Annotated in this window: 24 protein-coding genes; 7 read left to right on the top strand and 17 right to left on the bottom strand. The window is 70.2% G+C overall.

Features of this window, described 5'->3' with window-relative positions:
- Positions 1–215: 215 nt before the first annotated feature.
- The 3 genes from OHT21_RS10310 to OHT21_RS10300 all read right to left on the bottom strand — a co-directional run bounded on the left by OHT21_RS10310 (position 216) and on the right by OHT21_RS10300 (position 6468).
- Positions 216–950, bottom strand: coding sequence for a peptidyl-prolyl cis-trans isomerase (locus tag OHT21_RS10310; protein WP_328767962.1), 735 nt, complete (start codon positions 948–950; stop codon positions 216–218).
- Positions 947–5287 (bottom strand): NEW3 domain-containing protein, encoded by a 4341-nt coding sequence (locus tag OHT21_RS10305; protein ID WP_328767961.1) that lies wholly within the window; start codon positions 5285–5287, stop codon positions 947–949. The genes OHT21_RS10310 and OHT21_RS10305 overlap by 4 nt, the downstream gene beginning before the upstream one ends.
- Before the next feature lie 290 nt (positions 5288–5577).
- Complete coding sequence (locus tag OHT21_RS10300) at positions 5578–6468, bottom strand: MurR/RpiR family transcriptional regulator (RefSeq protein ID WP_328767960.1); 891 nt, start codon at positions 6466–6468, stop codon at positions 5578–5580.
- Positions 6469–6723: 255 nt separating this feature from the next.
- Between OHT21_RS10300 and OHT21_RS10295 the strand changes: the two genes are divergently transcribed.
- On the top strand, positions 6724–7488 hold the full coding sequence (locus OHT21_RS10295; protein WP_328774032.1) for an SIS domain-containing protein: 765 nt from the start codon (positions 6724–6726) through the stop codon (positions 7486–7488).
- A gap of 53 nt (positions 7489–7541) precedes the next feature.
- Here the strand turns inward: OHT21_RS10295 and OHT21_RS10290 are convergent, their stop codons facing one another.
- The 4 genes from OHT21_RS10290 to OHT21_RS10275 form a co-directional block, all read right to left on the bottom strand.
- A complete protein-coding gene (locus OHT21_RS10290; RefSeq protein WP_328767959.1) occupies positions 7542–8264 on the bottom strand; it encodes a VOC family protein in 723 nt (240 codons plus the stop codon).
- 211 nt (positions 8265–8475) lie between these two features.
- Positions 8476–9009 (bottom strand): chloramphenicol phosphotransferase CPT, encoded by a 534-nt coding sequence (cpt, locus tag OHT21_RS10285; protein WP_328767958.1) that lies wholly within the window; start codon positions 9007–9009, stop codon positions 8476–8478.
- 51 nt (positions 9010–9060) lie between these two features.
- A complete protein-coding gene (locus OHT21_RS10280; RefSeq protein ID WP_328767957.1) occupies positions 9061–9270 on the bottom strand; it encodes a DUF397 domain-containing protein in 210 nt (69 codons plus the stop codon).
- Complete coding sequence (locus OHT21_RS10275; protein WP_328767956.1) at positions 9267–10133, bottom strand: helix-turn-helix domain-containing protein; 867 nt, start codon at positions 10131–10133, stop codon at positions 9267–9269. Before OHT21_RS10275 ends, OHT21_RS10280 begins: the two co-directional genes overlap by 4 nt.
- Before the next feature lie 149 nt (positions 10134–10282).
- On the opposite strand from OHT21_RS10275, the gene OHT21_RS10270 reads away from it, so the two are divergent.
- Positions 10283–10783, top strand: coding sequence for an ATP-binding protein (locus OHT21_RS10270; RefSeq protein WP_328767955.1), 501 nt, complete (start codon positions 10283–10285; stop codon positions 10781–10783).
- Between the two features lie 297 nt (positions 10784–11080).
- Here the strand turns inward: OHT21_RS10270 and OHT21_RS10265 are convergent, their stop codons facing one another.
- From OHT21_RS10265 to OHT21_RS10250, 4 genes are read right to left on the bottom strand one after another with little or no spacing between them, the layout of a single operon-like run.
- Positions 11081–11926 carry an ABC transporter permease gene (locus OHT21_RS10265; RefSeq protein WP_328767954.1) on the bottom strand — a complete coding sequence of 282 codons (846 nt, stop codon included), beginning with the start codon at positions 11924–11926 and terminating at the stop codon, positions 11081–11083.
- The gene (locus tag OHT21_RS10260; RefSeq protein ID WP_328767953.1) at positions 11923–12858 is read right to left on the bottom strand and encodes an ABC transporter ATP-binding protein; all 936 of its coding nucleotides are present in this window, start codon (positions 12856–12858) and stop codon (positions 11923–11925) included. The genes OHT21_RS10265 and OHT21_RS10260 overlap by 4 nt, the downstream gene beginning before the upstream one ends.
- Entirely contained in the window at positions 12855–13319 is a 465-nt protein-coding gene (locus OHT21_RS10255; protein ID WP_328767952.1) for a Clp protease N-terminal domain-containing protein, read from the bottom strand. The genes OHT21_RS10260 and OHT21_RS10255 overlap by 4 nt, the downstream gene beginning before the upstream one ends.
- A complete protein-coding gene (locus tag OHT21_RS10250; protein WP_328767951.1) occupies positions 13316–13531 on the bottom strand; it encodes a hypothetical protein in 216 nt (71 codons plus the stop codon). Before OHT21_RS10250 ends, OHT21_RS10255 begins: the two co-directional genes overlap by 4 nt.
- A gap of 188 nt (positions 13532–13719) precedes the next feature.
- Between OHT21_RS10250 and OHT21_RS10245 the strand changes: the two genes are divergently transcribed.
- Positions 13720–14154 (top strand): VOC family protein, encoded by a 435-nt coding sequence (locus OHT21_RS10245; protein WP_328767950.1) that lies wholly within the window; start codon positions 13720–13722, stop codon positions 14152–14154.
- A 136-nt stretch (positions 14155–14290) separates the two neighbouring features.
- Here the strand turns inward: OHT21_RS10245 and OHT21_RS10240 are convergent, their stop codons facing one another.
- The 3 genes from OHT21_RS10240 to OHT21_RS10230 all read right to left on the bottom strand — a co-directional run bounded on the left by OHT21_RS10240 (position 14291) and on the right by OHT21_RS10230 (position 16356).
- Positions 14291–15106, bottom strand: a complete 816-nt coding sequence (locus OHT21_RS10240) for an SAM-dependent methyltransferase (RefSeq protein WP_328767949.1) — start codon at positions 15104–15106, stop codon at positions 14291–14293.
- A gap of 133 nt (positions 15107–15239) precedes the next feature.
- Positions 15240–15452, bottom strand: a complete 213-nt coding sequence (locus OHT21_RS10235; protein ID WP_328774031.1) for a DUF397 domain-containing protein — start codon at positions 15450–15452, stop codon at positions 15240–15242.
- 28 nt (positions 15453–15480) lie between these two features.
- A complete protein-coding gene (locus tag OHT21_RS10230) occupies positions 15481–16356 on the bottom strand; it encodes a helix-turn-helix domain-containing protein (RefSeq protein ID WP_328767948.1) in 876 nt (291 codons plus the stop codon).
- 266 nt (positions 16357–16622) lie between these two features.
- On the opposite strand from OHT21_RS10230, the gene OHT21_RS10225 reads away from it, so the two are divergent.
- The 4 genes from OHT21_RS10225 (at position 16623) to OHT21_RS10210 (ending at position 22298) form a co-directional block, all read left to right on the top strand.
- Positions 16623–17171 carry an ATP-binding protein gene (locus tag OHT21_RS10225; protein ID WP_328767947.1) on the top strand — a complete coding sequence of 183 codons (549 nt, stop codon included), beginning with the start codon at positions 16623–16625 and terminating at the stop codon, positions 17169–17171.
- Positions 17172–17479: 308 nt separating this feature from the next.
- Positions 17480–18733 (top strand): hypothetical protein, encoded by a 1254-nt coding sequence (locus OHT21_RS10220; protein WP_328767946.1) that lies wholly within the window; start codon positions 17480–17482, stop codon positions 18731–18733.
- Complete coding sequence (locus tag OHT21_RS10215; protein WP_328767945.1) at positions 18730–19227, top strand: hypothetical protein; 498 nt, start codon at positions 18730–18732, stop codon at positions 19225–19227. Before OHT21_RS10220 ends, OHT21_RS10215 begins: the two co-directional genes overlap by 4 nt.
- Before the next feature lie 50 nt (positions 19228–19277).
- Complete coding sequence (locus OHT21_RS10210; RefSeq protein ID WP_328767944.1) at positions 19278–22298, top strand: hypothetical protein; 3021 nt, start codon at positions 19278–19280, stop codon at positions 22296–22298.
- Positions 22299–22561: 263 nt separating this feature from the next.
- Here OHT21_RS10210 and OHT21_RS10205 read toward each other — a convergent pair whose 3' ends face one another.
- The 3 genes from OHT21_RS10205 to OHT21_RS10195 are packed head-to-tail and all read right to left on the bottom strand — an operon-like array spanning position 22562 to position 25556.
- Positions 22562–23914, bottom strand: coding sequence for a serine/threonine-protein kinase (locus tag OHT21_RS10205; protein ID WP_328767943.1), 1353 nt, complete (start codon positions 23912–23914; stop codon positions 22562–22564).
- Complete coding sequence (locus OHT21_RS10200) at positions 23908–24894, bottom strand: protein phosphatase 2C domain-containing protein (RefSeq protein WP_328767942.1); 987 nt, start codon at positions 24892–24894, stop codon at positions 23908–23910. The genes OHT21_RS10205 and OHT21_RS10200 overlap by 7 nt, the downstream gene beginning before the upstream one ends.
- Entirely contained in the window at positions 24891–25556 is a 666-nt protein-coding gene (locus OHT21_RS10195; protein WP_328774030.1) for a vWA domain-containing protein, read from the bottom strand. The genes OHT21_RS10200 and OHT21_RS10195 overlap by 4 nt, the downstream gene beginning before the upstream one ends.
- Positions 25557–25650 lie beyond the last annotated feature (94 nt).

Here is a 25650-nt window from a genome sequence, read left to right as displayed (position 1 = left end):
CTCCTGCGAACAGGTATCTGGGGATGTGCCGGGGTTTGCTGGTTCAATTCACCAACTTGGACTCCGATTGATGAAAATGTGGACCAGAATTCATCGGAGGTCAATGGGCTGCTGTGTTGCTTTTGGGTTCCGGGTCGGGTCGGGGAGGGGTGGGTGGCGGGCGGGTGTCGGGCGTAGGTTGGTGGCAAGTGCCGGGCGGTGCCCGTCAGTGCCTCTCAGTGGCGGTGCTCGTGGTCCGGGTGTGATGGGTCGCCGGGGTGTTCGTGGCCGACGGCGTAGACGACATCGGCGCGGGCCCGGTCCAGCCAGGCGAAGAAGGCGCGGCGGCCGGCCGCCTGGCGCAACCCGTGGGCGATGCCGTCCCGTACGTCCGTGTACGGGAGGAAGTCGGCCGGGGCCGCGCCGCTGAAGGGGTCGACTCCTCGCCGTAGGGCGTCCTGGGTGAGGAAGCGGTCCCGGTTGCGGTCGTAGTAGTCACGTACGGCTGCTTCGGGGAGGTTCTGCTCGTCTGTGAGGTGGGCCAGGAGGGTGCGGGCGGCGGGGGAGTAGGCGAGTACGACTGCGACGATGCTGCCGAGGTCGGCGACGTCGGCTTCGTCTACGGCGAGCGTGTGGGGCTCCGCCCGGGCGGGGGGAGTGAGTCCGCGCTCGGCGCAGGCGCGGTGGGCTAGTTCGTCGGCTACGACGACTTGGGTGGCCCAGCGGCGGCGCTGCCGCTCGGCGAGGGCGGTTTGAGACCTGCGGGCCGCCTGTGGCTGGTCGCGCGGTTCCCCGCGCCCCTGATGGGGCTCTGTGTCGCACCGGACTTTGTCTGCGCCGTTCGCTGCATCCGGACCGGGCACCTCGTCGCGCGGAGGTATTGCTCTCAGCAGCGCGTCCACCCGCGCCGTAGCGATCGCCTCGCCCCCCACCAACGCCGCGACCCCCTCCGGCAAGTGCCCATGCGTCACAGCGTCACCTCCAGCGGAACCGCCTCGGTGTAAGCGACCTGCCCGTGCCAAGCCACCTTCGCCAGCAGCCAGTACGAGCCCGGTGGCACCGCCCCGCCGTCCACCTCGATGGCGCACTCCGCCTGCTCCCCGGGCGCGACCGTCAACCCCTGGCAACCAGGTCCCACCCCGGGCCAGGTGCCCCACGAGGAAACGGCCCACAGGGTGCCAGTGATCGGACCACGGGTCGTGTTGCGCACGCTCACCGGAACCCGCGCCCGCTCACCCCTGCGCACCCGGACTCGCTCAACTCCCAACCGTGACACGAGAGTTGGGCCGGTACGCCCATCCTGCTCGCCCTCCCGGACCTCGCCCGGCACATCGAGGGCCACGACATCCTCGTACACCTGCCCGCCGTACGACAGCCGCGCCGCGAGCCAGTGCCGCCCGGGTACGGCACCGGGGGCGGGCGTCACCGTGCACTCGGCGAGGGTGAAGCCGCCGGGGCCCAGTGCGTACGGCAGTCGGGCGGGCTCGGCGAGCCAGCCGGGCGGTACGTGCAGGGTCACCTCGCCCGACACCGGTGCGTCGGTGAGTTCCGAGGCGATCCGCACGGTCGCGGTGACGGGCCGCCGCCCGTCGACGGTGAGTGCGCTCGGCGAGACGTACACGGTCACGGGCATGTTCCCGCGCGGCGCGGGGCCGGAGTTGTGCAGCCAGTACCGGGTGGGGACGGGCTGGGCGGGTTCGTACGCGGCGATCCCGGGCCCCTGCGTCGTACCGGGGGAGCCCGAGCTGGCTGAGGCGGGGTCCGCTGTTGCCGACGGGCCGGGCCCGGTCGCCGAGGCTTCGGGCGTCGCCAGCACCGTCGCGACCTCGAACCCGGTCAGCCCCACGCCGAGCGCACCGTCCTCCGGGACCAGCGGCTCCCCCGGCGTCTCCAGGACATCGGCCCGCGAGCCCCCCGTCCAAGGCACCGGCCCGCGCACCCGCGCCCGCACCGGCCGGCCCGACACCTCGTGCATGCGCACCGCGATGCCCCGCGCCGGGTCGGCCGGTGCCACACTGCCGCGAGCCAGAGGCGAGCCGAGTGGCTTAAGGGCGTCGAGGAGTACCCGGCCCTCCGGCTCGAGCGCCAGCAGAGCCGTCCGCCTCGGCAGTACGGGGTCGTCCGCTGCCTGGTCTGGGGCCGTGCGCAACCGTGCCGTCAGCGGATGGTTGAACTCATGCCCCGCCTGCGGGAGTTGGAGTTCGCGCCAGTCGCCCTCGCCGCCCATCACCGCGTACTCGAAGGTGTGGGACCAGCGCTGGAGCTGGAAGGACGAGCCGTCGGGGGCGGTACGGCGCGGAGGGTCGATCCAGATGCCCGAGGGCCAGCCGGTGCAGGAGCGCATCAGGGACATGTAGAGGTCGCCGGAGGAAGTGACCACGCAGCCCGGCGTGCCCCGGTTGAAGATGGCGAAGCTGCGGCCGTCCCAGGCGTCACCCGGTGGCAGGGCCTCTCCACCGCCGACCGCGGTGGCCCGTACCGTCGCGTCCTCCAGGTCCGCCACCAGCTCGGCGACCGCCTTCGCGTCGTCCTCCGGGCGGGCGCCCGCCACCACGAGCAGCGGCAGCCGCTCCAGGTCACGGAGGTCCGCCCCCGGCACCCACTCCTCGCGCAGCCCCGCGCGCGGTGCGACCCACACGACCGCCACACCTCGCTCGGCCAGTTGGCGCCGCAGTTCGCGCCCGGCGGCGGGGTCCCAGCCCAGCGCCTCGGCGACCACAGCGTTGCGGTCGGGGGCGCCGACGGCGATACGGATGTCGGGGAGGTTGGAGTCCACCTCCAGGTCGCCGTACCGAGGACCGTCCGCGATCGTCGAGGTCGCCGTGACGCCCGCGCGGACGAGGGCCGCCGCGAGCGGAGCCCCGAGCTCGCCGGCCTCGTCCCAGGAACCGTAGATCAACTCGGCGACCCCGATCGACCGGTGCCCGAGCAACGCGCCCGCGTCGTCCCGGAGTTCGGTCCGCGCGGTGGAGCCAAGCCCGAACCACGTGTTGGCCGGGTTGTCCAAGGTCCAGGGGAACTGCTCGCTGTCGACGTCCACGAATCCGAACCCGCGCCCGATCACCGCATCCGCCACCTCATGTACCGGCAGCCCGCCCCGTACGTCCGACGGCCACCGCACCCGGATGAGCCGGTCGGCGCCGTCGTAACCGTCGATGGTGGTGGACACGTCCAGCCGCGCGATCCCCTTCCACAAGCACAGCCGCTGGGTGTAGCGGAAGAGGCCGAGGTCAGCGGTGACGGTGACACGCGATCCGGCAGGGGAGTGCTCGACCTGTACGTCCGCGGTCACCTCGCCGCTGCGGGCGACGGTCGTGCCGGTCGGCGTGAGATGCCAGGGGCCCTCGCCGAAACGTGGATGCCTCGGGTACTCCTCCTGTACGACCAGCTCGTTGCCGATGTCCCCGGCGCGCAGCAGGTCGCGGCCGCCCTCCGCCATGGCGCGCAACCGGCTGACGCCCCCGCCGCGCGACGGGTCGACGGTCACCTCGTAGAACTCGTTGCCGATGGTTGTCCCTTCGCCCGGCGTCCACCCCGCCACGGAGCCCTCGGCGAGCGGCAGGGCGCGCAGGCCCATGCCCGGCACCTGCGGTACGACCACGCGGAGTTGGCCGTCGTCGTCGCGTACGGCGGGTAGCGGCAGACCGGTGTCGTCGAGCGGTACGAGACCCGGGTCGGCCACGGTGAGAACGTCCCGCCGCTCGCGGGTGGCGGCGTTGAAGACGACCAAGTCCGGGGTGCCGCCGGGGAGTTGGGCGACTCGTCGGGCCAGGGCGTCGGTCGCGTCGGCGTGCACCGTGCCGGCCAGGTCGTACAACTCCCGCCAGCCCGTCAGCAGATCGACATAAACCTGGTCGGACTCGGAACCGGTGATGGCGTCGTGATGCGCGCCGTAGATCAGTTGCCGCCACGCCTTGTCGAGCGCCGCGTCCGGATACGGATGCCCGGTGACCATCGAGGCGAGCGTCGCCCACGCCTCCGCGTCGGCGAGCAGGGCCTCCCCGTACCGCTGCGCCTGCTTGGTGTCGATGTACGAGACGTCCTTGCCTGTGTAGACGGGGTTCATGTCCCGCGTCTGCGGGGAGGCCTTGCGGCCTTCCTCGTCGAGCTGCGTCCGTACGGCGGCGAAGAATTCCCTCGGGATCGCGCTGATGAAGCGGGGCCAGACGTAACGGGCGTTCCAGTCCCGGTGGATGTCCATCACCCAGCGGCAGGGCGGCGCGTAGTCTCCGCCGACCGGCAGCAGCGCATTGCGCGTGAGCGCGACTTGCTTGAGCCCTTTGAACAGCTTGTACGCGGCCTGCTCGGCCTTCGGGAGCGTGGGCGCGTTGTCGATCGCCCAGCCCGCCCCGTAGTGGTTGACCATGTACGCGGTCAGCAGGCCGCGCCCCGAAGGAGCGATCCAGGAGAACTCCGCCGGGAACTGCATCCGGTTCGGATCCCTCGGCTCCTCCCCGAACACGGACAGCGTCGGCCCCCACTGGTGGAAGGGCCCGCGCGCCCATGAGCTGGAGCTCAGCCCCGCGTCCGCCATCAGTCCCGGGAACTGGGGATCGTGCCCGAAGGCGTCCAACTGCCAGGCGGTTTCGGGGGACGCGCCCATGACGGCTCGCTGGAAGCCGTCGCCGTACACGGCGTTGCGTACGGTTGCTTCGGCGCCGGTGAGGTTGGTGTTGGGCTCGTTGTACGTACCGCCCATGATCTCGACGCGGCCGGTGCGGATCAGTTCGCGGAGAAAGGCGCGCTCCTCCGGGAAGGCGTCCCAGTACGGCTTGAGGTAGTCGACCTCCGCGAGCACGAAGGTGTACGCCGGATCGCGCCGCGCCAGATCGCAGTGTGCGCGGACGAGACTCATGCCGGACTGGCCGCGCGAGTCGAAGGTGCGCGCCGGTAGGCCGGTGGAGGCGGGGTCGTCGGCGACGTCCCAGGTCTCGGTGTACGCGGCCTGGGTGTTCCACCAGACGGGGTCGTAGTGGAAGTGGCTGACCATGAACATGGTCCAGCCGGGTTCGGCGACGGTGAACTCGGCGGTGTGGTGGGCGAGTTGGTCTCCCTGGTCTCCGTCGTTGGCTGTGATGGTGATCTCGCGACGGTCGCCGACAGGGAGATCGGTGGCGACGGGGATCTCGGCGCGTACGGTGCCGTCCTCGGCGGTGGTGGCCTCGGTCTCGCCGGTCACGCCGGGGCCCTCGACGGTGAGGCGGACGGTTCGGCCGGGGAGGTGGCTCAGCTCGACGGCAACCACCTGGCGCGGCTGCTCGGCGGTTCCGACGAAGAGCTCGGTCGACTCGACAGAGGTGACGCGCATGGGGCTCCTACGAGGGGGCTCGGGGGAGCCATATCCTGACACCGGGGGGTTGGTTCAAACAACCATGCATGGGTGTTGTTGGTGGTTCATCCATGCAGGGCGCCTACGCGGCCTTGGCGATTTCCGGTGCGGTAAGCGCCCGCTTGAGGGGCCGCAGGCCCCGATAGAGGGGCGGGGCCGTGACTTTTGCGGCTCCGCCGCGATGGGGTCCCCCGCTCGAGCGCAGCCGAGAGTGGGGGAGCGACCAGCCCCCACCGACCCGCAGCCAAATAACTGCGCTTCCAGCGGAGCTACCGGCTGCGGCGAGACTTCACCGCATGCTGCGGCGTGATGTGATCGGTCAGCGCCAGCGAGGCGCTCGCCCGCTGGTAGGAGAGCTGGGCGACCCGCACGTACAGGCAGTCGATGAGCACCAGCACCGAGTGCCGGCCGCCGATGCTGCCGGTACGCCCGGGGAAGATGGTCTCCGTGGAGGTGGAGACGAGGCGGATGTCGGCGGCCTTGGCGAGCGGCGAGCGCGGATCGGAAGTGATCGCCACCGTCGTGGCACCGCGCTCCTTGGCGAGCTCGAACGGCTCGATGGTCTCGCGGGTGGCGCCCGAGTGCGAGATGCCGATGGCGACATCCGCCGGGGTGAGCAGGGCCGCGGAGGTGGCCGCGGCGTGCACTTCGGTCCAGCCGCGCACCGAGCAGCCGATGCGGAACAGCCGGGTCTCGGTCTCCTGTGCCACCGCGCCGCTGCCGCCGACGCCGTAGATGTCGATGCGCCGGGCGCGGGCGACGGCCTGGGCCGCGCGCTCCATCGCGTCGAGATCGATCCGGTCGATGGTCTGCTGCACCGCGCGCAGGTCGGCGCTGCCCACGACCTGGACGACGCGTTCGAGGTCGTCGTCCGGAGAGATGTCCGGGCCGATCTCGGCGCTGCCCCAGTCGGAGACCTCGCCGCGCCCACGTTCCTGGGCGAGTTCGATCAGCAGATGCTGGTACGAGTCGAGCCCGATGGCCCTGCAGAAACGGGTCACCGTAGCCTGCGAGGTCCCGGTCCTGCGGCCCAGCTCGGCGGCCGAACAGTGCGTGACGCCCGCCGGATCCTCCAGGACCAGCTCGCCCACCTTCCGCAGGGAGCCGGCCAGTCGCGGCAGCTCGGTGCGGATGAGAGAGGTGACGTCCGTCGGGGGCATCCGATCTCCTTGGTGCTGGTCGCTACTGACTCGCTGCTGAGAATGTGACAGCCACCGTATAACTCCGTAGTTGAAATTCAGGACCGGAGGGAACTCGGCGGGTACGGGCTGCTGTGAGCGTGGGATGGGCGGGCGGGTGGGCGCAGGGGTGGATGTTGCCCGCCCACCGCCCCGTGTGTTTTATTCATTCACGCATAGTTGTACGCGATGGTGGTTCAATCCACCGGTGGGGAGTACCCCGTGTCAGTCGACTCCGTGAACGCTGACTCCGTGAGTGCCGACGGGTTCGCGCGCGAGAGCCTGGCGGTCCTGGACCGCATCACCGAGTCCGCGCGCACCGAGGTACGGCGCGCCGCCGAGCTGATCGCCGACTGCGTACGCGCGGACGGCGTCATCCAGGCCTTCGGCGCCGGCCACTCCCAGGCCATCGTCCTGGAGCTCGCGGGCCGAGCCGGCGGCCTGGTCCCCACCAACCGGCTGAGCATCGCCGACCTCGTCCTGTACGGCGGCGAAGCCCCCGCCGTCCTCGACGACCCGCTCCTGGAGCGCAAGTTCGGTGTCGCCCGCCGGATCTACGACCTAGCCGCCCCGCGCCCCCAGGACCTCTTCGTCATCATCTCCAACTCCGGCGTGAACAACGTGATCGTGGAGATGGCCCTACACGCCAAGGAACAAGGCCACCGCCTCCTGGCCATCACCTCGGTAGCCCACACCCGCGCGGTCCCCGCCGTCCACCCCAGCGGCGCTAAGCTCGCCGACCTCGCCGACGTAGTCCTCGACAACGCGGCCCCCCGAGGCGACGCCCTCCTCGAACTCCCCGACGGCGGCGCCGTATGCGCCCTGTCCACCCTCACCGGCGTCCTACTGATCCAAATGGCGGTAGCCGAGGCAACCTCCCTCCTCCTCACCACCGGCCACCGCCCCCCGGTCTACGTCTCGGCCAACGTCCCCGGCGGCTTCGAAAGCAACCTGAAACTGGAAAAGCACTACGCGGGACGCATCCGGCGTACGGCTAGCTGAGGGCGGCGACTCATTCCCGACGCACGCCGCTCGGTCGATGGTCGATGACCGAGTCACGGCTCCAGGCGACGAACCTGGAAGGTCAGCCCCTCCGGGCTGCTCAACCGCACAACACGACGCCCGGCCTCGTCGGACCAGGCAACCGAGTCCTGGCCGTGGCGATGGCCGTGTGCGCGGGCGACGACGCAGTCCAAATCCCCGACCCCGACCGCAAGTTCCCACTGCGGGGCGGATGCCCTGGATCCTCCTGTGGCGATGAAATCGGCGCAGGTCAGAGGGGCGCCAGTCGTCTCCTCGTAGAAGCCCCGGGCCTTGTCAGGCCGATCGCAGGCCAGGACCATACGATGCGGTGCACCGGCCAAGCGGGGCGGGAACGTCCATCCAGCGAAATGGTGCGGCTGCCACAGCGAGAAGGCGGCACCCACCGGATCGATCAATGTCGCCATGCGGCCCTGATCGCCCGCGTCGAATGGTGGCACGACAAGGCGAGCGCCGTTCGCCTCCGCCGCTTCGACGCGGCGATCGACGTTGTCGACTGCCAAGTAGTAGGCGATGTGGGCAGGCGTATCCGGTGGATAGACCGGATTCGCCAAATCACTCACCCCGCCGATCAGATGGCCACCGACGGCAATCTTGGTGGCCCTGCGCCAGTCCTCCTCATCCACCGCGAACCGCCAGCCCAGCGTCCTCGAGAAGAAGGTGGCGGTGCCGGCCAAGTCGCGGGTCTTGAGGTCCATCCAGCAGAACTCGTTCAGTGAACCCAGACGGGTCGTCAACCTGTGCTCCTCGTCGCCTCGAGTTGTTGTCGGCGAATCCTCGCGGGCCAGGTGGTCTGTCCCGGGAATGTGACAGACGGGCGGCCGACTGTCACATTCCCGCGACTGCCTACCGGGGGCCCGGGAGCGTCGGGCGATGCGCTCGCACTGCCGCCGGGATTCGCCAACGGCATCTCGCCTCGATGCAGGGCAGCGGGAGCTGATCCGGCTATCAACTGACGTGGGCGGCGATGGTTCGCGCACACACCAGAGACTCGGTATGCGTCGTGTCCACCTCCAGGTCATAGACCACGCCCTCGTGAACCACATCAGCCTGCGACGCAGCCATCCCCTGGATGCGATCCCCTCGTGCGACCTCACGCCCTGCGGCGACCGCGCTCTCACACCTGACCCCGACCCACAACACGGCCATCTCACCCAGAGCCTTCTGCCACCGCTCCTGGGACGCCGCTCCGCCGAGGAAGACGTCATCGATGATGACCCTGGCCCCCGCACGGGCCATCGCCACGACGCCCTCCGTCCAGGCCGCCTCCAACGCTCGGAAATCCGCCCCGACGCTCACGCCGCCGTCCGCCGCGAACACGATCCCTTCGTCCGACGACTGCATCTTCGCGGGCATCGCATCGACAAACGAGTCGCACCCGAACGCCAGACACGGATCCGGCAGTACGGCCTGCAGACACCGCACGATCCCGGACTTCCCCGAGTTGGAACCACCGTTGAGAATGATCACCTGAGTCGTCACCGCGCCACGGTAAGACGCTTCCCGCACAGCACGAAACGAATATCGTCGGTTTCAGTCCAGGTGTGCGATGAAGGTGCGCCAGGCGTGGGCGGTGAAGGTGATCACTGGGCCGGTGGGGTGCTTGCTGTCGCGGACGGGGACGAGTGCGGGGATGTTGTCAGCGACTTCGACGCAGTCGTGCTCCGCGCCGCTGGCGGATGCCTTGCGCCATATCGCGCCGGCGAGGTCGGATGCGTACAACACGGCCTTGGGGTCGGTCACTTCCGGTGGCCCTCTTCCAACTCGGCGATCCTCGCGAGTGAGTCCTCCACGGGAAGCGCCGTCGCACGGATGCGTTCGAAGGCCTTTGCGAAGGGCGTCGCGTCGTCGCCCTCAACGTACGTCGCGCCGCTGAGGTTTTCCAAGAGCACTACAGATGGCATGGGTTGGGGAAATCCGGTCAGGGTGAAGCCGCCCACCACGCCAGGATGCGCGGTGGAGTCCAGCGGCATCAACTGAACGGTGACGTTCGGCATGTCCGACACGTCGAGGAGCCGCCGGAGTTGCTCCCGCATGGTCGGGGGACGCACCGCGAAGCGCTGGTGCAGCGCTGCCTCGTGGACGATGGCCCACAATTCCGGAGCTGTACCTGGACGGGAGAGTACGGACTGCCGGGCCATCCGTACCTCCGCCAGAGCGGTCACTTCCTCCGGCGTGCGTGACGTCGTCACACCGGCGATCGTCTCGCGCGCGTAGGCGGCTGTCTGCAGCAGCCCGGGCACGACCAGCGGGGACCACGCGCAGATCATCTCGGCGTCCGCTTCGAGGGAGATGTAGTCGGCGTAGGTGGGCGAGACGATCGAGCTGTACGTCTGCCACCAGCCTTTCTTCCCGGCGTCGCGCGCCAGGGCGCCCAGAGCGCCCCTCACCCGGGTGTCCTCGACGCCATAGACCGTCAGCAGGGAGTCCACATCCGCGGGCCTGATCGACTGCGTGGCACCCTCGATCTTCGAGAGCTTCGGTGCCCTCCAGCCCATGGCCCCGGCAGCGGCGTCGAGCGTCATCCCCGTTTCATTACGCAGGCGCCGCAGGCTCGCGCCCAGTCGACGGCGCCGAACGGTCGGTACGAGTGGTGAGTTGGGCATGTGCGGAGTCTGACAACGCTCGCGAGGAGATCGCACACCGTCGCGAGAACATCACTCATTCGGGTCGGAACTTTTCTACCTCAGGGAGAAAAGTTCGTGTGTGGCCGAAGCTGGGGCAGTTCCAACCGCCCGCCCAGGAGGCCCACGCCATGCAACCCACTCCATCCCTCGCCACCCTCCTCGACGCCGCCACAGCCGCCACACCCCATGTACGAACCATCCCCGGCTTCTACGTTCGCTCCCGCCCCCACGGCTTCGCCGCACACATCTGCGCCTCGCCTCAAAACCTTTGCGAGGTACGGCAATTGACTAGTACAGAACTGCTGGCACAGGGCGTGAAGGTCGACACCGTAGACTCCGCTCAGCTCGTCCTCTCCGAACTCGTAGGCAACTCGGTACGGGCCTACGGCGATCACGTACCGCTCGTGGTCGAGGTGTACGTGACGTCGTACGGCGTCGCGGTGAACGTCCACGACCCGGATCCCAGCGCCCTGCCGAGGCGTCGGGCGACGCCGCTCGACAGCCCGGAGGCAGAGACCGGGCGGGGACTCGCGTTGGTCGACCTCCTCGCACCGGGATGGCACGTACGGCGCTCGGCAATCGGGAAGCAGGTGCGATGCCGCGTACCCGCCGAATCCGGGTGGGAGTGAGGAGACGCCCCGCCCGGGGGAGGAGCTCCAGGTGAGCGGCGAGCGGGCGGTGGCCCTGTGTCCCAAACCTTCCAATCGGTGGATCAATTCCCGGTGGCGGCACTCCGGCACCACGTGTGAGGAAGTGACAGCCCGGGCGAATCAGACCCGGTCGGCGGTCGGCGGTTTCTCTCCTCAGCCTCGGTCCCGCCGCCATCACCGGGATCGCCCGCGCCGCCCTGGTCCTCCTCCACCTCGAACACGACCGCACCACCTGAACGAAGATCACGAGCAGGAGTGGCAGCGCCACGTAACGCTTTACCCGATCCGCTGCAGCGCTTTCTCGCGGCGCTCGGCGACGGCGGACCCGGACTCTCGGCGGGCCATCCGGCGGAGCACGATCGGTGCCGCGATCAGGCCGAGCGCGGCCCAGGCCCCGAGGGCGCCGACGGTCTCCAGATGCCGCCAGGATTCGCCGAGTTCGATGCCGGCCGCGCTGTCGGGGAGCAGGGCTGAACGCATGCCGAGGCTGAGCCAGTAGAACGGGAACGCCTGGGCGATCCACTGCAGCCACTCCGGCAGGGCGGTGATGGGGTAGAAGATCCCGGAGATCGCGACCAGGCCCATGACGGGGATCGACATGTAGCCCGCGCCGCGGGGTGTGGCGATCAGCGCGCCGAGCATGGCGCCGATGGACTGGGTTGCCACCAGGCCCAGGGGTAGCACCCAGGCCAGGGTGAGCCAGGACGCCACACTGCCGACCTCCAGGCCGTCGACGATGAACAGCCCGGGGATCAGAAGGATCGTCACGTACGCCAGGGTGCTTCCCGACGCCGTGACGAGCTTGCCGATGAAGTAGCCGCTGATGCCGTTCGGCGTGGCCTTGGCACGCAGCAGGGTGCCGTCTTCGCGCTCTGCGGTGAGGTACTGGATCACCAGGAGCGCGCCGAACGCGATGAACATCCCCAGGGCGCCCGGCAGGGCGAGGGTGCCCAGCGTGAACCCGCTGGCTCCGTAACCGTTGTCCCGGAGGAAGAAGATGGCCACCAGGGTCGCCACGGGCCAGAGCAGTTGGCCGATCAGGTCGGAGCCGGAGAAGGACTGCCTCAGTTCGATGAGGCCACGGCTGAAGCCTGCTCGTAGCGGTGTGGCGGTAGGGCTCATCGGGCTGCCTCCTTCCGGAGGTCTTTGTGGCTGCCCGCCTCGGCTGCTCGGTTCCGGCCGGACTCGGCCTGGTGCACCAGGGAGAGATAGGTGTCCTCCAGCGAGGACCGGCGGACTTCGAGGTCGGCGATGGCCTTGCCGTACCGCTGAAATAAGTCGAAGACGAACGCCGTGGATTCGCTGGTCTGCCGCGTGAACTGCTGTCCGCGGCAGGTCCAGCGCACCTCGTCCTCGCCCGCGATCTGCTGCGCGAGTTCCTCCGCCGTGCCGTCGGCGACGATCCGGCCGCCGCCGAGGATCAGGATGCGGTCGGCGAGCTTCTCCGCCTCATGCAGGTCGTGGGTGGTGAGCAGAATCGTCGTCCCGTGCTCATCGGCGAGGTGGAGGACGAGATCGTGGAACTCGCGCCGTGCCTGCGGATCGAGCCCGGCGGTGGGCTCGTCGAGGAAAAGCAGTTCGGGGCGGCCCACGATGCCGATCGCCACGTCCAGTCGGCGTCGCTGTCCACCGGAGAGCATCTTGATCTTCTTGCCGGCGTGCTCGGTCAGGCCGACCGCCGCCATCAGCTCGTCCGGGTTCCAGGGCCGCCTGATCTGGTCGGTGGAGTAGTCGGCGTAGTACGAGCCGAGATGGGCCAGCAGCTCGCGCACCCTCCATTTGCCGTGGTCCCGCCAGGACTGCAGCACCACTCCCACTCGCGCCCGCCACCGTTCGTCACCGTGCGCCGGATCGTTGCCGAGCACCTCGACCCGGCCGGCCGATCGCATCCGGAAGCCTTCGAGTATCTCGATCGTGGTCGTCTTGCCCGCGCCGTTCGGTCCGAGCAGGGCCAGTACGTCTCCGCGGCGCGCCTGGAACGTCACCTCGTGCAGGACGTCGGTCGTGCCGTAGCGCATGCGCAGGCCGTCGACGCTGAGGGCGACGGGCGTCATAGCTCACCCCGCACGCGCTCGATCAGGTCGGTCCGGTCCACGCCCGCCATGGCCAGAGCGCGCGGGACCGTGCCGACCTCGGCCTGGAGGATGCCGAGCAGCAGGTGGCCCGAGCGCAGGTCCTTCTTGCGGTGCACGGCCGCCATCCGCTCCAGGGCGAGCTTGAACGAGGCGCCCAACTGCGGGCGGCGCGCCGGGTCCTGGGTCGCCCGCGGCAGATCGAACTCGCGCAGCGACACCCCGGCCGCGCTCAGGCTGTGCTCGAACTCCCGGTACAGCGCGTCCTTCAGCGCCGCATGGTCGAGCCCCGCCGAGTCCAGGGCGCGCTGCGCGTCGGTGCCGTCCTGGACGGCTACCGCCAGCAGGACGTGCTGCGCCTCGACTGTCGCCGAGCCGTCCTCCCTGGCCTCGAGCTCGGCCCGGTCCAGGACTGCTTGGAGGTACTTGTCGAACGTCGTCATCCCCGCCTCCTCAACGTGACTCCGGCGGCGATGAGCCGCTTGGCATGCTTCTTGTGGACCGCCTGACGCGTGACGCCGAGCGCCTCGGCGACCTGGGGCCAGCTCCAGCCCGCCCGCATCGCCTGCTCGACGGCGGCGTCCTCGATGTGATCAGCCAGGCGGCGCAGTGCGGCAACGGCCGCCAGTGACTCCGCTGGATCTTTGCTCGCCATGTAAGCAACCATAGTTGACTAACTCGTTTAGTCAACCCTAGTTGCTAATGGTCCCGGGCAATGCGAAGCCAGCTGCTGCGCGCCCACCGAGGCGCACCGGGAGGGCACGTCCCGCGTTCGGTGATCGCGGCAATGTGCTGATCAACACCGGGAAATGAGCGACACGGTCGCCCTGTTATGGTGCGCCGATGTCGTCGATCAAGCAGTTCCAAGTCACCTTCGACTGCGCAGAACCTGCGCGCCTCGCCAGCTTTTGGTGTGAGGTGTTGGGGTACGTCCTACCGCCGGTCCCGGAGGGCTTTGCCACTTGGGAGGACTACCATCGCTCGCTGCCGCCTGAGGATCAGGTCAACTATTTCGCGTGCAGTGATCCCTCGGGTGTGGGTCCGCGCCTGCTGTTCCAGCGCGTTCCCGAAGGGAAGATCGTCAAGAATCGGGTGCATCTCGACGTGCGGGCCGGTACCGGGCTCGTGGGTGAAGAGCGCCTCGCCACACTGGAGGCCGAATGCGCCCGACTGGTCGCGCTCGGTGCGGTACACGTGCGAACGATGCTTGCCGATGAGGACAACGAGTCGTGCATCGTGATGCAGGACATCGAGGGCAACGAGTTCTGTCTCGACTGAGCATCCTGAGTGTGCATCCTGCGAGATGGCGAGGTGGGGAGCCGTCTGCGAGGGGGCCGCTGACCCCACAGCAACACCTCGGCCCTTCCACCGGACCACTGTCCGGTGGAAGGGCCGAAGCGAACACACCGTCCCACTACGGCTTACGGGCAACCGCCCCGTACATGGCGATGTCCTCATCCCGGATCGGATCCGAATCGGTGCCGTCCGGGCGCCACTTGTGGACCTGCGTGATCCCGGGCTCGACGAGTTCGAGGCCCTCGAAGAACTCCTCGGCCTCCGGGAACGTACGCAGGCGCATGGGCATGCTGCGTGCCGCGTACTCGCGGGCGACTCGGCCCACTTCCTCGGGGGCGAACTCCGCGGTGCCGATGGACATCGCGAGGTAGCTGCCGGAGGGGAGCGGTTCGAGGAGGCGGCGGACGATGCCTACCGCGTCGTCCTCGTCCAGGACGAAGTGGACGATCGCGATGACCGTCAGGGCTACCGGCTTGGACAGGTCGAGGGTGTCGCGGAACTCGGCGGAGTCGAGGATGGCCTCCGGGTGCTGGAAGTCGGCCTCGATGTACGACGTCCTGCCCTCGGGCGCGCTGGCCAGCAGGCCCTGGGAGAGGGTGAGGACGATGGGGTCGTTGTCCACGTACACGACGCGGGACTCGGGGGCCACCGACTGGGCGATCTCGTGGAGGTTCGGGGAGGTGGGGATGCCCGTGCCGATGTCGAGGAACTGGCGCATCCCCGCTTCCTCGGCCAGCCAGCGCACCGCGCGGTTCATGAAGTCGCGGTTGGCCCGCATATGGATCGGCAGGGCGGGCCACTCATGCGACATGGCGTCGCCGGCTTCCTTGTCGGCGGGGTAGTAGTCCTTTCCGCCGAGGATGTAGTCGTAGATGCGCGCGGAGTGCGCGCTCTCGGTGTCGATTCGGTCGGCAGGCCATCCGTTGTCGGACAACGCGGCCCTCCCATCAAGTCGTCGGAGAACAAGGGTAGTTCGGTCAACAAGGGTGTTTCAGACAGCGGGTCGATCAGACCAGACAGCGGTCGATGAGATCAGACAGTGGTCGATCAGAGCAGGCAGCGGTTGATCAGAGCAGAAAGTCCGCGTCGCCCGCCTTCACGCCCGTCAGGAAGCTGGTGATCTCGCGATCGGTGAAGACCAGCGCCGGACCGGCCGGGTCGGTGGACTGACGTACTGCCACCCTCCCGTCGCCCAGCTTCTTCACCTCGACGCAGGCGCCGCCCGCGTCGTCGCTCCACGGCTTGTGCCAGTCCTGCGCGCCGAGATCACGGGCCGGCATGCCGTTGCGTATGTGGTGGTGGTGCACGTCAGAGCTCCTTGCGTATCGCACCGAGGAGAGCCTCGGTCCTGCTGGCGGGCGTCGACTGGGCGCCCAGCCGGTCCAGGGCCTCGCGATAGACCAGGACGTCGTCGGCCTTGTCGAGATACACAGCGCCCACCAGGCCGCTGAGATACACGATGTCGGGCAACTCCCTGGCCCTGAACCGGAAGAGATGGAAGGCGCCGGCCCGCATCGCCGGATGCGGGCCGCTGCTGAACGGCATGATCTGTACGGTCACATGGGGCAGCGCATTCAGCGTGATCAGGTGGTCGACCTGGGCGCGCATCACCTCGGGTCCGCCGACCGGCCACCTCAGCACCGTCTCGTCCATCACGATCCACACGCGGGGAGGGTTCGGACGGGACAGCAGTTCCTGGCGCTGCATACGGAGTGCCACCCGGCGCTCGGTAGCCTCCTCCGAAGCGTGCGGATTGCCCGCGCCGAGCAGGGCACGCGCGTACGCCTCGGTCTGCAGTAGTCCGTGCACGAACTGCGCCTCGTACGCCCGGATCTGCAACGCCGCCTGTTCCAGGCTCAGATACGCGGCGAACCAGTCGGGCAGTACGTCACGGTAGGTATGCCACCAGCCGCGCTTGTTGGCCTCGCGGACCGACTTCAGGAAGGTGTCGATCTCCTGCTGGTCCTTGACGCCGTAGATCTGGAGCAGCTTCTCGGCGTCCGCGAGCCTGAGCCGCGCCACCTTGGCGGACTCCATCCGGCGGATGGTGGAGTGGCTCACCCCGATCGCCATGGCCGCCTGCTCGTACGTAAGACCGGCCCGGTTGCGCAGTTCCTCGAGCTGCTTGCCCAGGATCATGCGCAGGACGGAAGGCGCGCCGCCCCAGTCGGTTTCCGAGGTCACGCCCTACCTCCTCACCCGCAGTCCGGGCCAATGCATCGCAGTCTGTCACGATCATCGGCGACCGGGGCGGTCTGTGCCCTACAAAATGCAATTTTCAACTTGCTGGTTGCGAGACGTAGTCGGCAGGTGTCAGAGTGGTGGTACGGCCCGGACGGTGAACGAAGGGGCTATGCGGCCCAGTTGGGGGATCAAGGCCGCGACTCGGAGTGTTGTGCTCTGCAGACGAAAGGCGTACGGCGATGGTCTCGCCCTCCTTCCCTCAGTCCTTGGGCCGACTTTCCGGTGACGAACTCCTCCACAAAGCAGGCGTGTTCGGCCTGCCTGCCGTCCCCGTTTCGGTGGCCGCGGCCCGCAGAAGCGTGCGGGAGCTGCTGAGCGAATGGGGCATCAGCCGCGAGACCTGCGACAACGCCGAACTGGTGACCTCCGAGCTCGTCACCAACGCGCTCACGCACACGGAGAGCGACCTGATCGTGTGCAGACTCCGCACCGCCGCCGACCTGCTCCATCTCGAGGTCGAGGACCAGAATCGCAGCCGAACGCTCCCCGCCCGCAGACAGCCGAAGCCCGACGATCAAGGTGGTCGCGGGCTTCTGCTCGTGGGCATGCTGAGCAGCGACTGGGGGGTACGGGACGCGCCGCAGGGGGCCGGCAGGATCGTATGGGCCGAGCTTCCGACGGACGCGACGGAGGCGGCGGACGCCGCGGACATGACGGAGGCGACGTGCGCGGCTGAGGCGGCCATGTCATCGGCGGTACCGGAGCCCCGGGACGGATCGGCCGACGCCCATGCGGCCGATCCGTCCTGGACCTGAACCATTCGTCCTGGACCTGAACCATCCGTCCTGGACCTGAACCATCCGTCCCCGGACCCTGACCCCGGCTTACGGACCAGAGGCTGCCGGACCAGCTGCGCGATCAAGCCGTCACGGTGCCGCGTCGGCGCATATCCTGTGATCCCGCATATCCTGTGATCCCGAACACACCGCCGTCCAGGACGTGTTGGAGCAAATGGCCCGCCATGGCAGGAACCGGCGGGTCAGCGGTGGCGTCCCCCGCTGAGGAGTGACCGGCAGATCGCAGGAGCACCGGGCCGACCGGTGCTGAGTCAGGAGAATCGCGCTTGCCCACCGCATCCCCGTCCCCCGGATCGTCGTTCCTGGACCGCAAGGTCCTGGGCAAGGAGTTGGAGGAGCTCCTCAACGAGCACTCCTCCCAGCTTGCCGTACGCAAGGCCGAACTGGCCGCTCTCGCCGATGACTTGACCCACGGCAACCGGCTCGACCGATGGGCCGAGATCGACCTCGTCCATTCCTACGTACGCCCCGAAAGCGTTACGGCCCCGCCGCCCGCGGCCCCCGCCCAGCCTTGGCGGCGTTGGATACCGGGGCATGGCCTGCTGGAGGCCGCGCTCGGCGTGCTGGTGTTCATCCCGTTGCTGGTCACCTGGTTCGGGCTGCGGGAAGCGGTGCGTGCCTACGGGGAGTTGGCCGCGGAGGACCGCGATCAGGCGACCCGTCCCTTTCTCCAGCTGTGGCAGACCGGCTTCGGCGGGCATCTGTCGGCGATGGGCCGCTTCGAGAACGTGGCGCTCATGGCCGTCGTACTGATCACAGGGCTGGTCCTGCTGTCGGTGGCGCACGCCTATGTCAGGGCACAGACGGAGCGGAAGGAGCAGGACCGGGAGGCCGGGGACGAGCGGCTCCTGGGGGCGCTTGCCGCCCTGCTGACCCGGGTGCAGATGTGCCTGACGCCGCATCGGGCCGCGTCTCCGGATCAGTTCACGAAGGAACTCACCCGTACGGCACGGCAGTTGCAGAACCTGCTCAAGCAGGCGGACGGCAGCCATCAGAAGCTGGTGGCCAGCGCCACGGCGGTCGGCGACGCCACCGACGCTCTGCAGAAGGCGGCCGGAGCGCTGTCGTCCGAGGTACCCGGCATCGCCAAGGCGGCCGACCGGGTGGAGGCGGCGGTCAAGGCGAGCATGTCCGCCTCGGACCAGGTGCGGCAGGACAGCAAGGACGCGGCGCGTACGGTCGCGGACCGGGTGCAGGCCGCCGGGGACGCCATGCAGACGGCGGTCACCTCGCTGATCACCGCCCAGCAGGCGCTCGCGGCGAAGTCCGACGCGGTGGCGCAGTCCGCCGAGCGGGCCGCGCAGGCCGTCGCGGCGGGCGCGGGCCGCACCAACGACGCCGTCGACGGCATGCGCGAGGCGACCGAACGCTGGGACGCGGCGGCCGCCCACTGGCAGGACGCCGCGGCGCGACTCGACCACGGCATCCGTGTCCTGTCCGGCGGACAGCTCCCGCCGGGGCAGGTCAACGGCGCTCGCGTACCGGCGCCCTCGAACGGTGCGGACGGCGGTGAGACGTGAGCGCTCGCCCCCGGCGTCGTACGCGCGGGCTCAGCGTCGTCGTGCTGGCGGGGTGGCTCTTCGCCGACCTGCTGCTCGTACTGGCGCTGGTGTCGATGGCCGACCGACCGGACCCGAAGGCCAACGACAAGCCCAAACCCACCCGCAGCCCTTCCGGCTCCCCCAGTCCGTCCCCGAGCCCCTCGCCGACTGGGCCGCAGGGGGTGTCGCGGGAACCGGAGCAGTTCCGGGTGAAGGGCGATGACACCGACGCGCTGCTGCGGCAGATCCGGTCGGGCACGGAGAAATGGCGCGGGCGTACCGCGGCCATGGTGCTGACGTTCGGCGGCAGCCAGGGTGGTACGGCGTACGCGCACCGGGTGAACGGGCTGCTCGCCAAGGCCCGGCCGGAGATGTTCGGCGGCCGGACGGCGACGGACGACTTCCACGATCTGAGTGAGGCACCGCAGAGCGCGGTGGTTCGCGTGTACTTCTTCACCCGGCCGGGCGAGTGACCTCCGGTCCCGCGGCGGCCGGAGCACGACGAGGGAAAGGACCGTACGGAGTGGCACAGCGGCAGTGGCGTCCCGGCGAGCGGGTGTCATCGGACGACGGGGCGCCACGTCCGCCTCTGCCGGATCTGCCGTGCCTGCCCGCGATGCGCGGCTACGGCCGGCTGCGCGAGGGCCTCGACGCGTTGGGCTTCCTGCATGTGGCGGACGTGCTGCGGCCGCCGACGGCGGCCCGGCACGCGTCGTTCGGCTCGCTGCCGCAGGCCGAGACGGACCGCGGCTTCCGCGTCCTGGACGGCTTGTGGTTCACCGGCCGGGGCAATCTGTGGCAGCGGGTGGACTTGGACTACGTCCAGAAGGTACGTACCGACTGGCTGGCCTCCGGCGATACGCGGGCCGCCGGGGCGGCGGGCATCGTGGACACGCTGGTGGCGTACGTCCGGCACGAGCCGATGGGGCTGCGCCGGCTGCTGCTGTGGCAACTGGGCTGTCTGCTGCGGGACGGCGCCGACGGGCCCACCGAGGAGGCGGCCGTCGCACTCGGCGTCCACCGCGACGAGGCGCGACCCCTCGCGTCGGCCGTCGCCGCCGCTTTCCCCGCCGCCGGAACCGCCCGTGCGGCCGCCGAGCGGCTGGGCGACATCTGGCCGGGCGGCCGCCTACGCGAAACCGAGCGGCTGGTCACGCAGGTGCACGACACCGGCCGAGACCCCGCCCTCACCCAACTCCTGCAGTCCCTGCACGCCCGCGCCACCGAGGTGGCCCACCTAACGGCCGAGGCAACCCGCCTGTCGGCGACCGGCTCCGCCCGAGCCGCAGCCCCCGCCTGGCTCCGCGCCGCCCGCCGCGCCGCCGACGACCCGGCCATCGAGGCGGAACTCCTGTCCGCCGCAGCGGCCGCGGGCCCGACGGCCACGAGCGCCCACCTGGAAGTGACGCTCGACGCCCGGACGGTGACTCTGACTTGGCCAGCGGCCCGGTCGCGGGCGGGTGGGGTGACATACCGGGTGTTGCGCTTTCCGGATGGGGCACCGGGTGATGCGACGGAGTTGAGCGCGAACGGTTCGACGGGGTCGGGGCAGGCGGGCGGGGCGACCGCGTCGGCGGACGCGGCCCGGCCTGGCGGTGCGGGGCCGGAAGATGCGGTGGGGGCGCCTGGCGGAGAGCGCGCGGCGGTTGCGGTGGATGCGGCCGTCCCGGCGGGCGCGCTGAACGCGCCTGGCTCATCGGATGCTCCGGGCGTGGCACCCGGCACGGCGGGTGCGGCCCATCCCGGTGGCGCAGAGCCGGAAGATGCGGCGGGGCCAACCGGCGGAGAACGTGCGGCGGTTGCGGTGGATGCGGCCGTCCCGGCGGGCGCGCTGAACGCGCCTGGCTCATCGGATGCGCCGGGCGTGGCACCCGGCACGGCGGGTGCGGCCCATCCCGGTGGCGCAGAGCCGGAAGATGCGGCGGGGCCAACCGGCGGAGAACGTGCGGCGGTTGCGGTGGATGCGGCCGTCCCGGCGGGCGCGCTGAACGCGCCTGGCTCATCGGATGCGCCGGGCGTGGCACCCGGCACGGCGGGTGCGGCCCATCCCGGTGGCGCAGAGCCGGAAGATGCGGCGGGGCCAACCGGCGGAGAGCGCGCGGCGGCTGCGGCGGACGCCACCGGCACGGCGGGTGCGGTCACGCCGGAGCGCGTGGATGGCCATGTGGGCGCGGGTGCGGCCCATCCCGGCGGGGTGGAGCCGGAAGATGCGGCGGGGCCAACCGGCGGAGAATGTACGGCGGTTGTGATGGACGCGGCCGGCACGGCGGGTGCGCTGAACGCGGCTGGTGGATCGGATGGGATGGACGCAGCCGGGACGGAGGGTGGTGCGGGGCCGGAGGATGCGGCGGGGCCAACCGGCGGAGTACGTGCGGCGGTTGTGATGGACGCGGCCGGCACGGCGGGTGCGGTCACGCCGGAGCGCGCGGATGGCCTTGTCGGCACTGATACGGACAGCGCAGGTGGTGTCGGCGCGGAGGGCCGGGTTCTGAGTCGTACGGACGTCGATGCACCCGTGGGGCGGCCCCTGCGGTATGCCGTCGTCCCCGTGCGGCGAGGGGTGATTGCCGGTGTGCCGTTGGTGGGGGCGCCCATTGTCATCGCGCCCGATGTGGGCGGGGTGGCCGTCACGCTGGTGCCGGAGGGGGTGCGGCTGCGGTGGGGGCGGCCGGATGCGAGCTGTAGCGAATTGTCGGTGCAGCGGCGTGCCGTCGGCGGACCTGCCGTGTCTGTGGCGTGTGGGCGGGACGGGGTGTTGGATGTGCCGCTTGATCCGGGGGAGTACACGTACGAGGTTCGCTGTGGTTATCCGGGGCCCGGTGGGCAGACGGTGTGGTCTCCCGGTGTGCGGGTGGGGGCTCGGGCGGAGGAGTGGCCGGGGCAGGTGGAGGATCTGGCGGCGCGGTTTGTCGGAGACGGAGGGCGGGTGGCGTTGACCTGGCGGCCGCCCGAGCGGGGGCTGAGTACGGTGCTGCCCTGGCGGAGCGTTCCCGTGGGGCCGGGTACGGATGTGTCGGCGCGGGCGGGGCTCACCGTTCCGGAGGCGCCCGCGGGCGCTGAGCCGTCCGTCGAGGTCGCCGTGCCCGAGCGGGCGCGGCTGCGGATGACGTCGGTGAGCATGCTGGGGGAGCGCAAGGTGACCGGACCGGACGTGGTGGTTGAACACCCGGGACAGGTCAGGGACTTGACGGTTCATCGCGTCACGCCTGATCGCGCCACCGTGCGGTTCGAATGGCCGGAGCCCGCCGTGCTGGTGGTCGTCACGTGGGAGGGTGGCGGGCGTCGCGAGGAGCGCCGGGTGGCCCGCAGCCGCTATCTCGCCGACCAGCAGGTGTCGTTCGGGGTCACACGGGACGCGTACCGGGTCACGGTCGCGGCCCTCCCGCGCCCCGACGCGCTCGCCGTTCCGGCGGACGCGGCGGTCGTGGACCTTCCCGAGGTCCCGGCGCCGCCGCGTCTGTTCCTTCCGGCCTGGCCGGCCCGATCTCCCTCGCCGCATGGCTGGCGGACACGTTGGCGCCGCTGGTGGCCGTTGCGCAGGTGAGAGGCCTGAGCGGCCCGCGGGACCTCAGGGGCCCTGCAGCCCGCGGGACCACGGGCCCTTGCACTATGCCTGCCCGGGTCACGCGGCCTGGCAGCGCACCTCACCGCGCGCCCCCGGCACCGCATCTCGCAGCGCGGCCTAGCACCGCACCTCGCCGCGTCGCCGAAGGGCCCAGTAGCTCCGCTACGAGGACCCTTCCGGCGCCTCGCGATGCCCGGCACCAGACCACCCGCCCGACCGCACGCACACAGTGCCAGGCCCCCTCAGTCCTGAACCACCGCTTCCGCCCCGCCACCGAACTCCAACTGCAGCCCGGTACTCAAGCCGATCGTCTTGCCCGGATCGACGTCATGGACGGACCCGTCCGCCCGTCGGGCCGTCCAACGGCGCCCGGTGCGGTTGGTGATCCCGAACCGCCCCCGCTGCTTGGGGTGTTCGGTCACCTCGGCGACCACGGCGGTGAAGTCGTGCCGTTCCGGGTCGACGTCCAGATGGTGCGCGTACATACGAGCCTGAGCGCCGAGCCGGATCGACCGGGGCCGGCTGCGCGAGGTCGCCGTGCCCGTGGTCAGACGCAGACGCGGAGGCAGACTCACGGTGCGCCCGCAGCTCCAGCAGGCGGGCGCGGGCCCGTCCGGTTCGGTCAGGTTCTGTCGGCCGCAGCCCGCACAGAGGCAGATCGTGTCGAGGGCCTCGCTGAGGGCGTCCCGCCACTGCCCTTCGCGCACCCGCAGCGAGGGCTTCTTCAGCCCGTCGGTGAAGGTCTGCTCGAACAGTCCGCGCAGTACGGGCGGAAGGGCACCCCAGGTGGCGACGACGGTCTGCTGCTCCTCGGGCACCGGCCGGTTGCGTGCGTCGGACGGGTCGTAGATGAAGACCGGATCGGTCCCGTACAGCTTGCGCCGGGCCGCCTCGTCCAGGCAGCGGATCTGCAACGCCAGTGCGCCCTCGAGCGGGTGATGGTTCATCAGCAGCAGGAAGAGCAGGACGGCCAGGGAGTGGAGGTCGCTCTGGATGCCGGGCTGGGCGCCCTGGTCGCCGCGCACGAGTTCCGGCGCCATGAAGTCCATCGTGCCCGCGACGCCCGTACTCTCGCCCTCGACGACCGCGTTGTCGTTGTCGCACACGAGGACGTCACCGGTGTGCGGGTCGAAGAAGATGTTGCCCCAGTTGATGTCGCGGTAGGCGATGCCCTTGGCGTGCAGGGCGCGGTACGCCTCGACCGTGTGCAGGGCGGCCATGACGAGGGTGCGCGTGGTGGTGGCGGCGAGCGCGGGGTCGCGGCGGAACAGCGCGGGCAGGTCGTGGAAGCGGGCGGGGCGTACGTCCATGAGGTACCCGAAGCCGGGCCGCTTGCCGTCGGCGTCGACGACGATGGTCTGCGGCCACAGGAAGCGGTCGTCGCCCCAGCCGCGCCCGATGAGCCCTTCGAGGATCTGCCGCTGGCGGCCGTCGGCGAGCTGGGGGTAGTACCACTTGACGGCGCGGTCGCCCTTGCGGGTCTTCACCCGGTAGACCTCGCCCTGGCCGCCGGAGCCGAACATCTCGGCGACCTTGACCTTCTCTCCCTCCTCGGTCACCAGGGTCTGCCCGGCGGCGAGCATGCCGTTCACCATGCGCGGTTCCTCTCGTGGCTCACATCTGGCGCGTCGTTCTGCTGGGGCGCGAAAGCGTCGGTGGCCTCGAACGCGCCCACGAGTGTCGTGTCGTCCCCGGAGTACTGGGCGGCCCGTCCGAGCCAGTCCGGCAGCCGGGTCCGTACGGCGGGCATCCCCAGTTCGGTCGCGCGGCCCTGCACTCCGGCAGCGAAGTCGAGGAAGCCCTGGTGGTCGGTGAAGCTCTTGGACAGTCCGTCGGTGGAGAGCAGGAGGCCCGACGGACTCTCGTTGGTGAGGGGCTGCCAGTGGCAGCGCGCACGGTGCCAGGACTCGGCGGCGCACAGGGAGTCCGTCTCGTCGCCGAGGTCGGGACCGGTGTACAGGGGGGTGTACGGGGTGCCGACCGCGTCGAGGACTACGACATCACCGTCGCCCAACTGCCAGCACACCAGCAGCCGTCGGGTGAGGACGGCGCCGACGAGCGTGGCGCCGTACGCGGTGAGGTCAGGGCCCTTCGGATGCTGCGTGGCCTCCGGGCCCTTCGGGTGCAGCCCGGAGTCGGAGCCCTTCGGGTTCTGCGCGGAGGGAGTGACGGGCAGGCCGCCGTGGGCGGGGGAGTTGCAGTCGTGCAGCGTCGCCCGCCCGTACCACCGGTGGGCCACATGCTCGGGCAACCGCCGCGCCTGGGCGTGCAGTTCGGCCAACCCGGCATACCAGTGGCCCTCGTCACCGTTCTTCCTGGCCTCGGCGTCGACCTCCACCGCCGTCGTCGCGAACTTCCGTGCGCACGCGACGAATTCGTCGACCGCCCAGCGCGCACCCAGGTCACTGCGGAAGTGCGGCGCCGAACCATGCCCGTCGGCCACGGCGAGGACGACGGCCTCTCCGCCGGCGATGTGCAGTGCGGCGCAGCGGTCCTGGCTGTACTTCTTGCCGGCGCCCTTCACTGCGCCCTCGAGCAGTTCCCAGCGCCCGGGCGGTGTCACACCGCCGTTCACCAGACGGGGTCTTCGTCCTCGTCCTTGCCCAGCGCCACGGGCGGCGGGGCCTGCATGGGACCGGCCCCGTCACCGTCGGCCCTGGGGGTGGAGGCCTGCTTCACCGCCGTGGACATCCAGCGGATCGCCGCGGCGAGCTGGCGCGGGTTCTTGGCATGCAGCGGTTCCAGCTCCGGGTTGGCCAGGAACTCCTTGAGCATGCTCTTGTCGGCGTCGTCACCGATGGCGAGGGCCACCCGCACCGCACGCTTGCCCCAGGGCGTGTCGTCGATGGCGCGCAGCCCGGAGCGCCAGTCGTCGGTCGGCTGGCCGTCGGAGACGAGGGCCAGCACCGGCGGCAGGGCGCGCTGCGGCATGGGCGGCGTCTGCAGCGCGCCGGCCGCGAGCCGGAACGCGGCGCCCATGTCGGTGCCGCCGTAGGTGTGCAGGTCCTCCCAGGTGAACTGGTCGACCGGGGTCGGGTCGTTGATGTGCCAACTGGCGCCGCTGGCGAAGGAAACGGCCCGGATCAGGAGGGTGGCTCCGGGGTTGGAGCGGGCGGCCTGCTGCATCTCCGGGATGGCCTCGCGGATGGCGAAGTTCAGCTCGGCGATCTTTCCGTTGATGCTCATCGAACCGGAGCAGTCCAGCAGCCAGATGAAATGGACGGGACGGCTGGCCATACTGCCGCCGGGCAGGTCGAACGTGTCGTTCACGCTGGTCCTCTCCCCCGAGACCGGGCGCGTGTCCGCCCAGGAGTTGTCGTCAAACTCTTCG

Origin of the sequence: Streptomyces sp. NBC_00286, from assembly GCF_036173125.1 — a bacterium.
GTDB lineage: Bacteria > Actinomycetota > Actinomycetes > Streptomycetales > Streptomycetaceae > Streptomyces.
This window is presented reverse-complemented; position numbering and strand designations above follow the sequence as displayed.

Coding starts and splice junctions, on each gene's coding strand:
- OHT21_RS10305 (WP_328767961.1), bottom strand. CDS start 5,287: ATGCGCGTCACCTCTGTCGAGTCGACCGAGCTCTTCGTCGGAACCGCC.
- OHT21_RS10300 (WP_328767960.1), bottom strand. CDS start 6,468: ATGCCCCCGACGGACGTCACCTCTCTCATCCGCACCGAGCTGCCGCGA.
- OHT21_RS10275 (WP_328767956.1), bottom strand. CDS start 10,133: ATGCCCAACTCACCACTCGTACCGACCGTTCGGCGCCGTCGACTGGGC.
- OHT21_RS10270 (WP_328767955.1), top strand. CDS start 10,283: ATGCAACCCACTCCATCCCTCGCCACCCTCCTCGACGCCGCCACAGCC.
- OHT21_RS10265 (WP_328767954.1), bottom strand. CDS start 11,926: ATGAGCCCTACCGCCACACCGCTACGAGCAGGCTTCAGCCGTGGCCTC.
- OHT21_RS10260 (WP_328767953.1), bottom strand. CDS start 12,858: ATGACGCCCGTCGCCCTCAGCGTCGACGGCCTGCGCATGCGCTACGGC.
- OHT21_RS10255 (WP_328767952.1), bottom strand. CDS start 13,319: ATGACGACGTTCGACAAGTACCTCCAAGCAGTCCTGGACCGGGCCGAG.
- OHT21_RS10250 (WP_328767951.1), bottom strand. CDS start 13,531: ATGGCGAGCAAAGATCCAGCGGAGTCACTGGCGGCCGTTGCCGCACTG.
- OHT21_RS10245 (WP_328767950.1), top strand. CDS start 13,720: ATGTCGTCGATCAAGCAGTTCCAAGTCACCTTCGACTGCGCAGAACCT.
- OHT21_RS10235 (WP_328774031.1), bottom strand. CDS start 15,452: ATGCCGGCCCGTGATCTCGGCGCGCAGGACTGGCACAAGCCGTGGAGC.
- OHT21_RS10205 (WP_328767943.1), bottom strand. CDS start 23,914: ATGGTGAACGGCATGCTCGCCGCCGGGCAGACCCTGGTGACCGAGGAG.
- OHT21_RS10195 (WP_328774030.1), bottom strand. CDS start 25,556: ATGGCCAGCCGTCCCGTCCATTTCATCTGGCTGCTGGACTGCTCCGGT.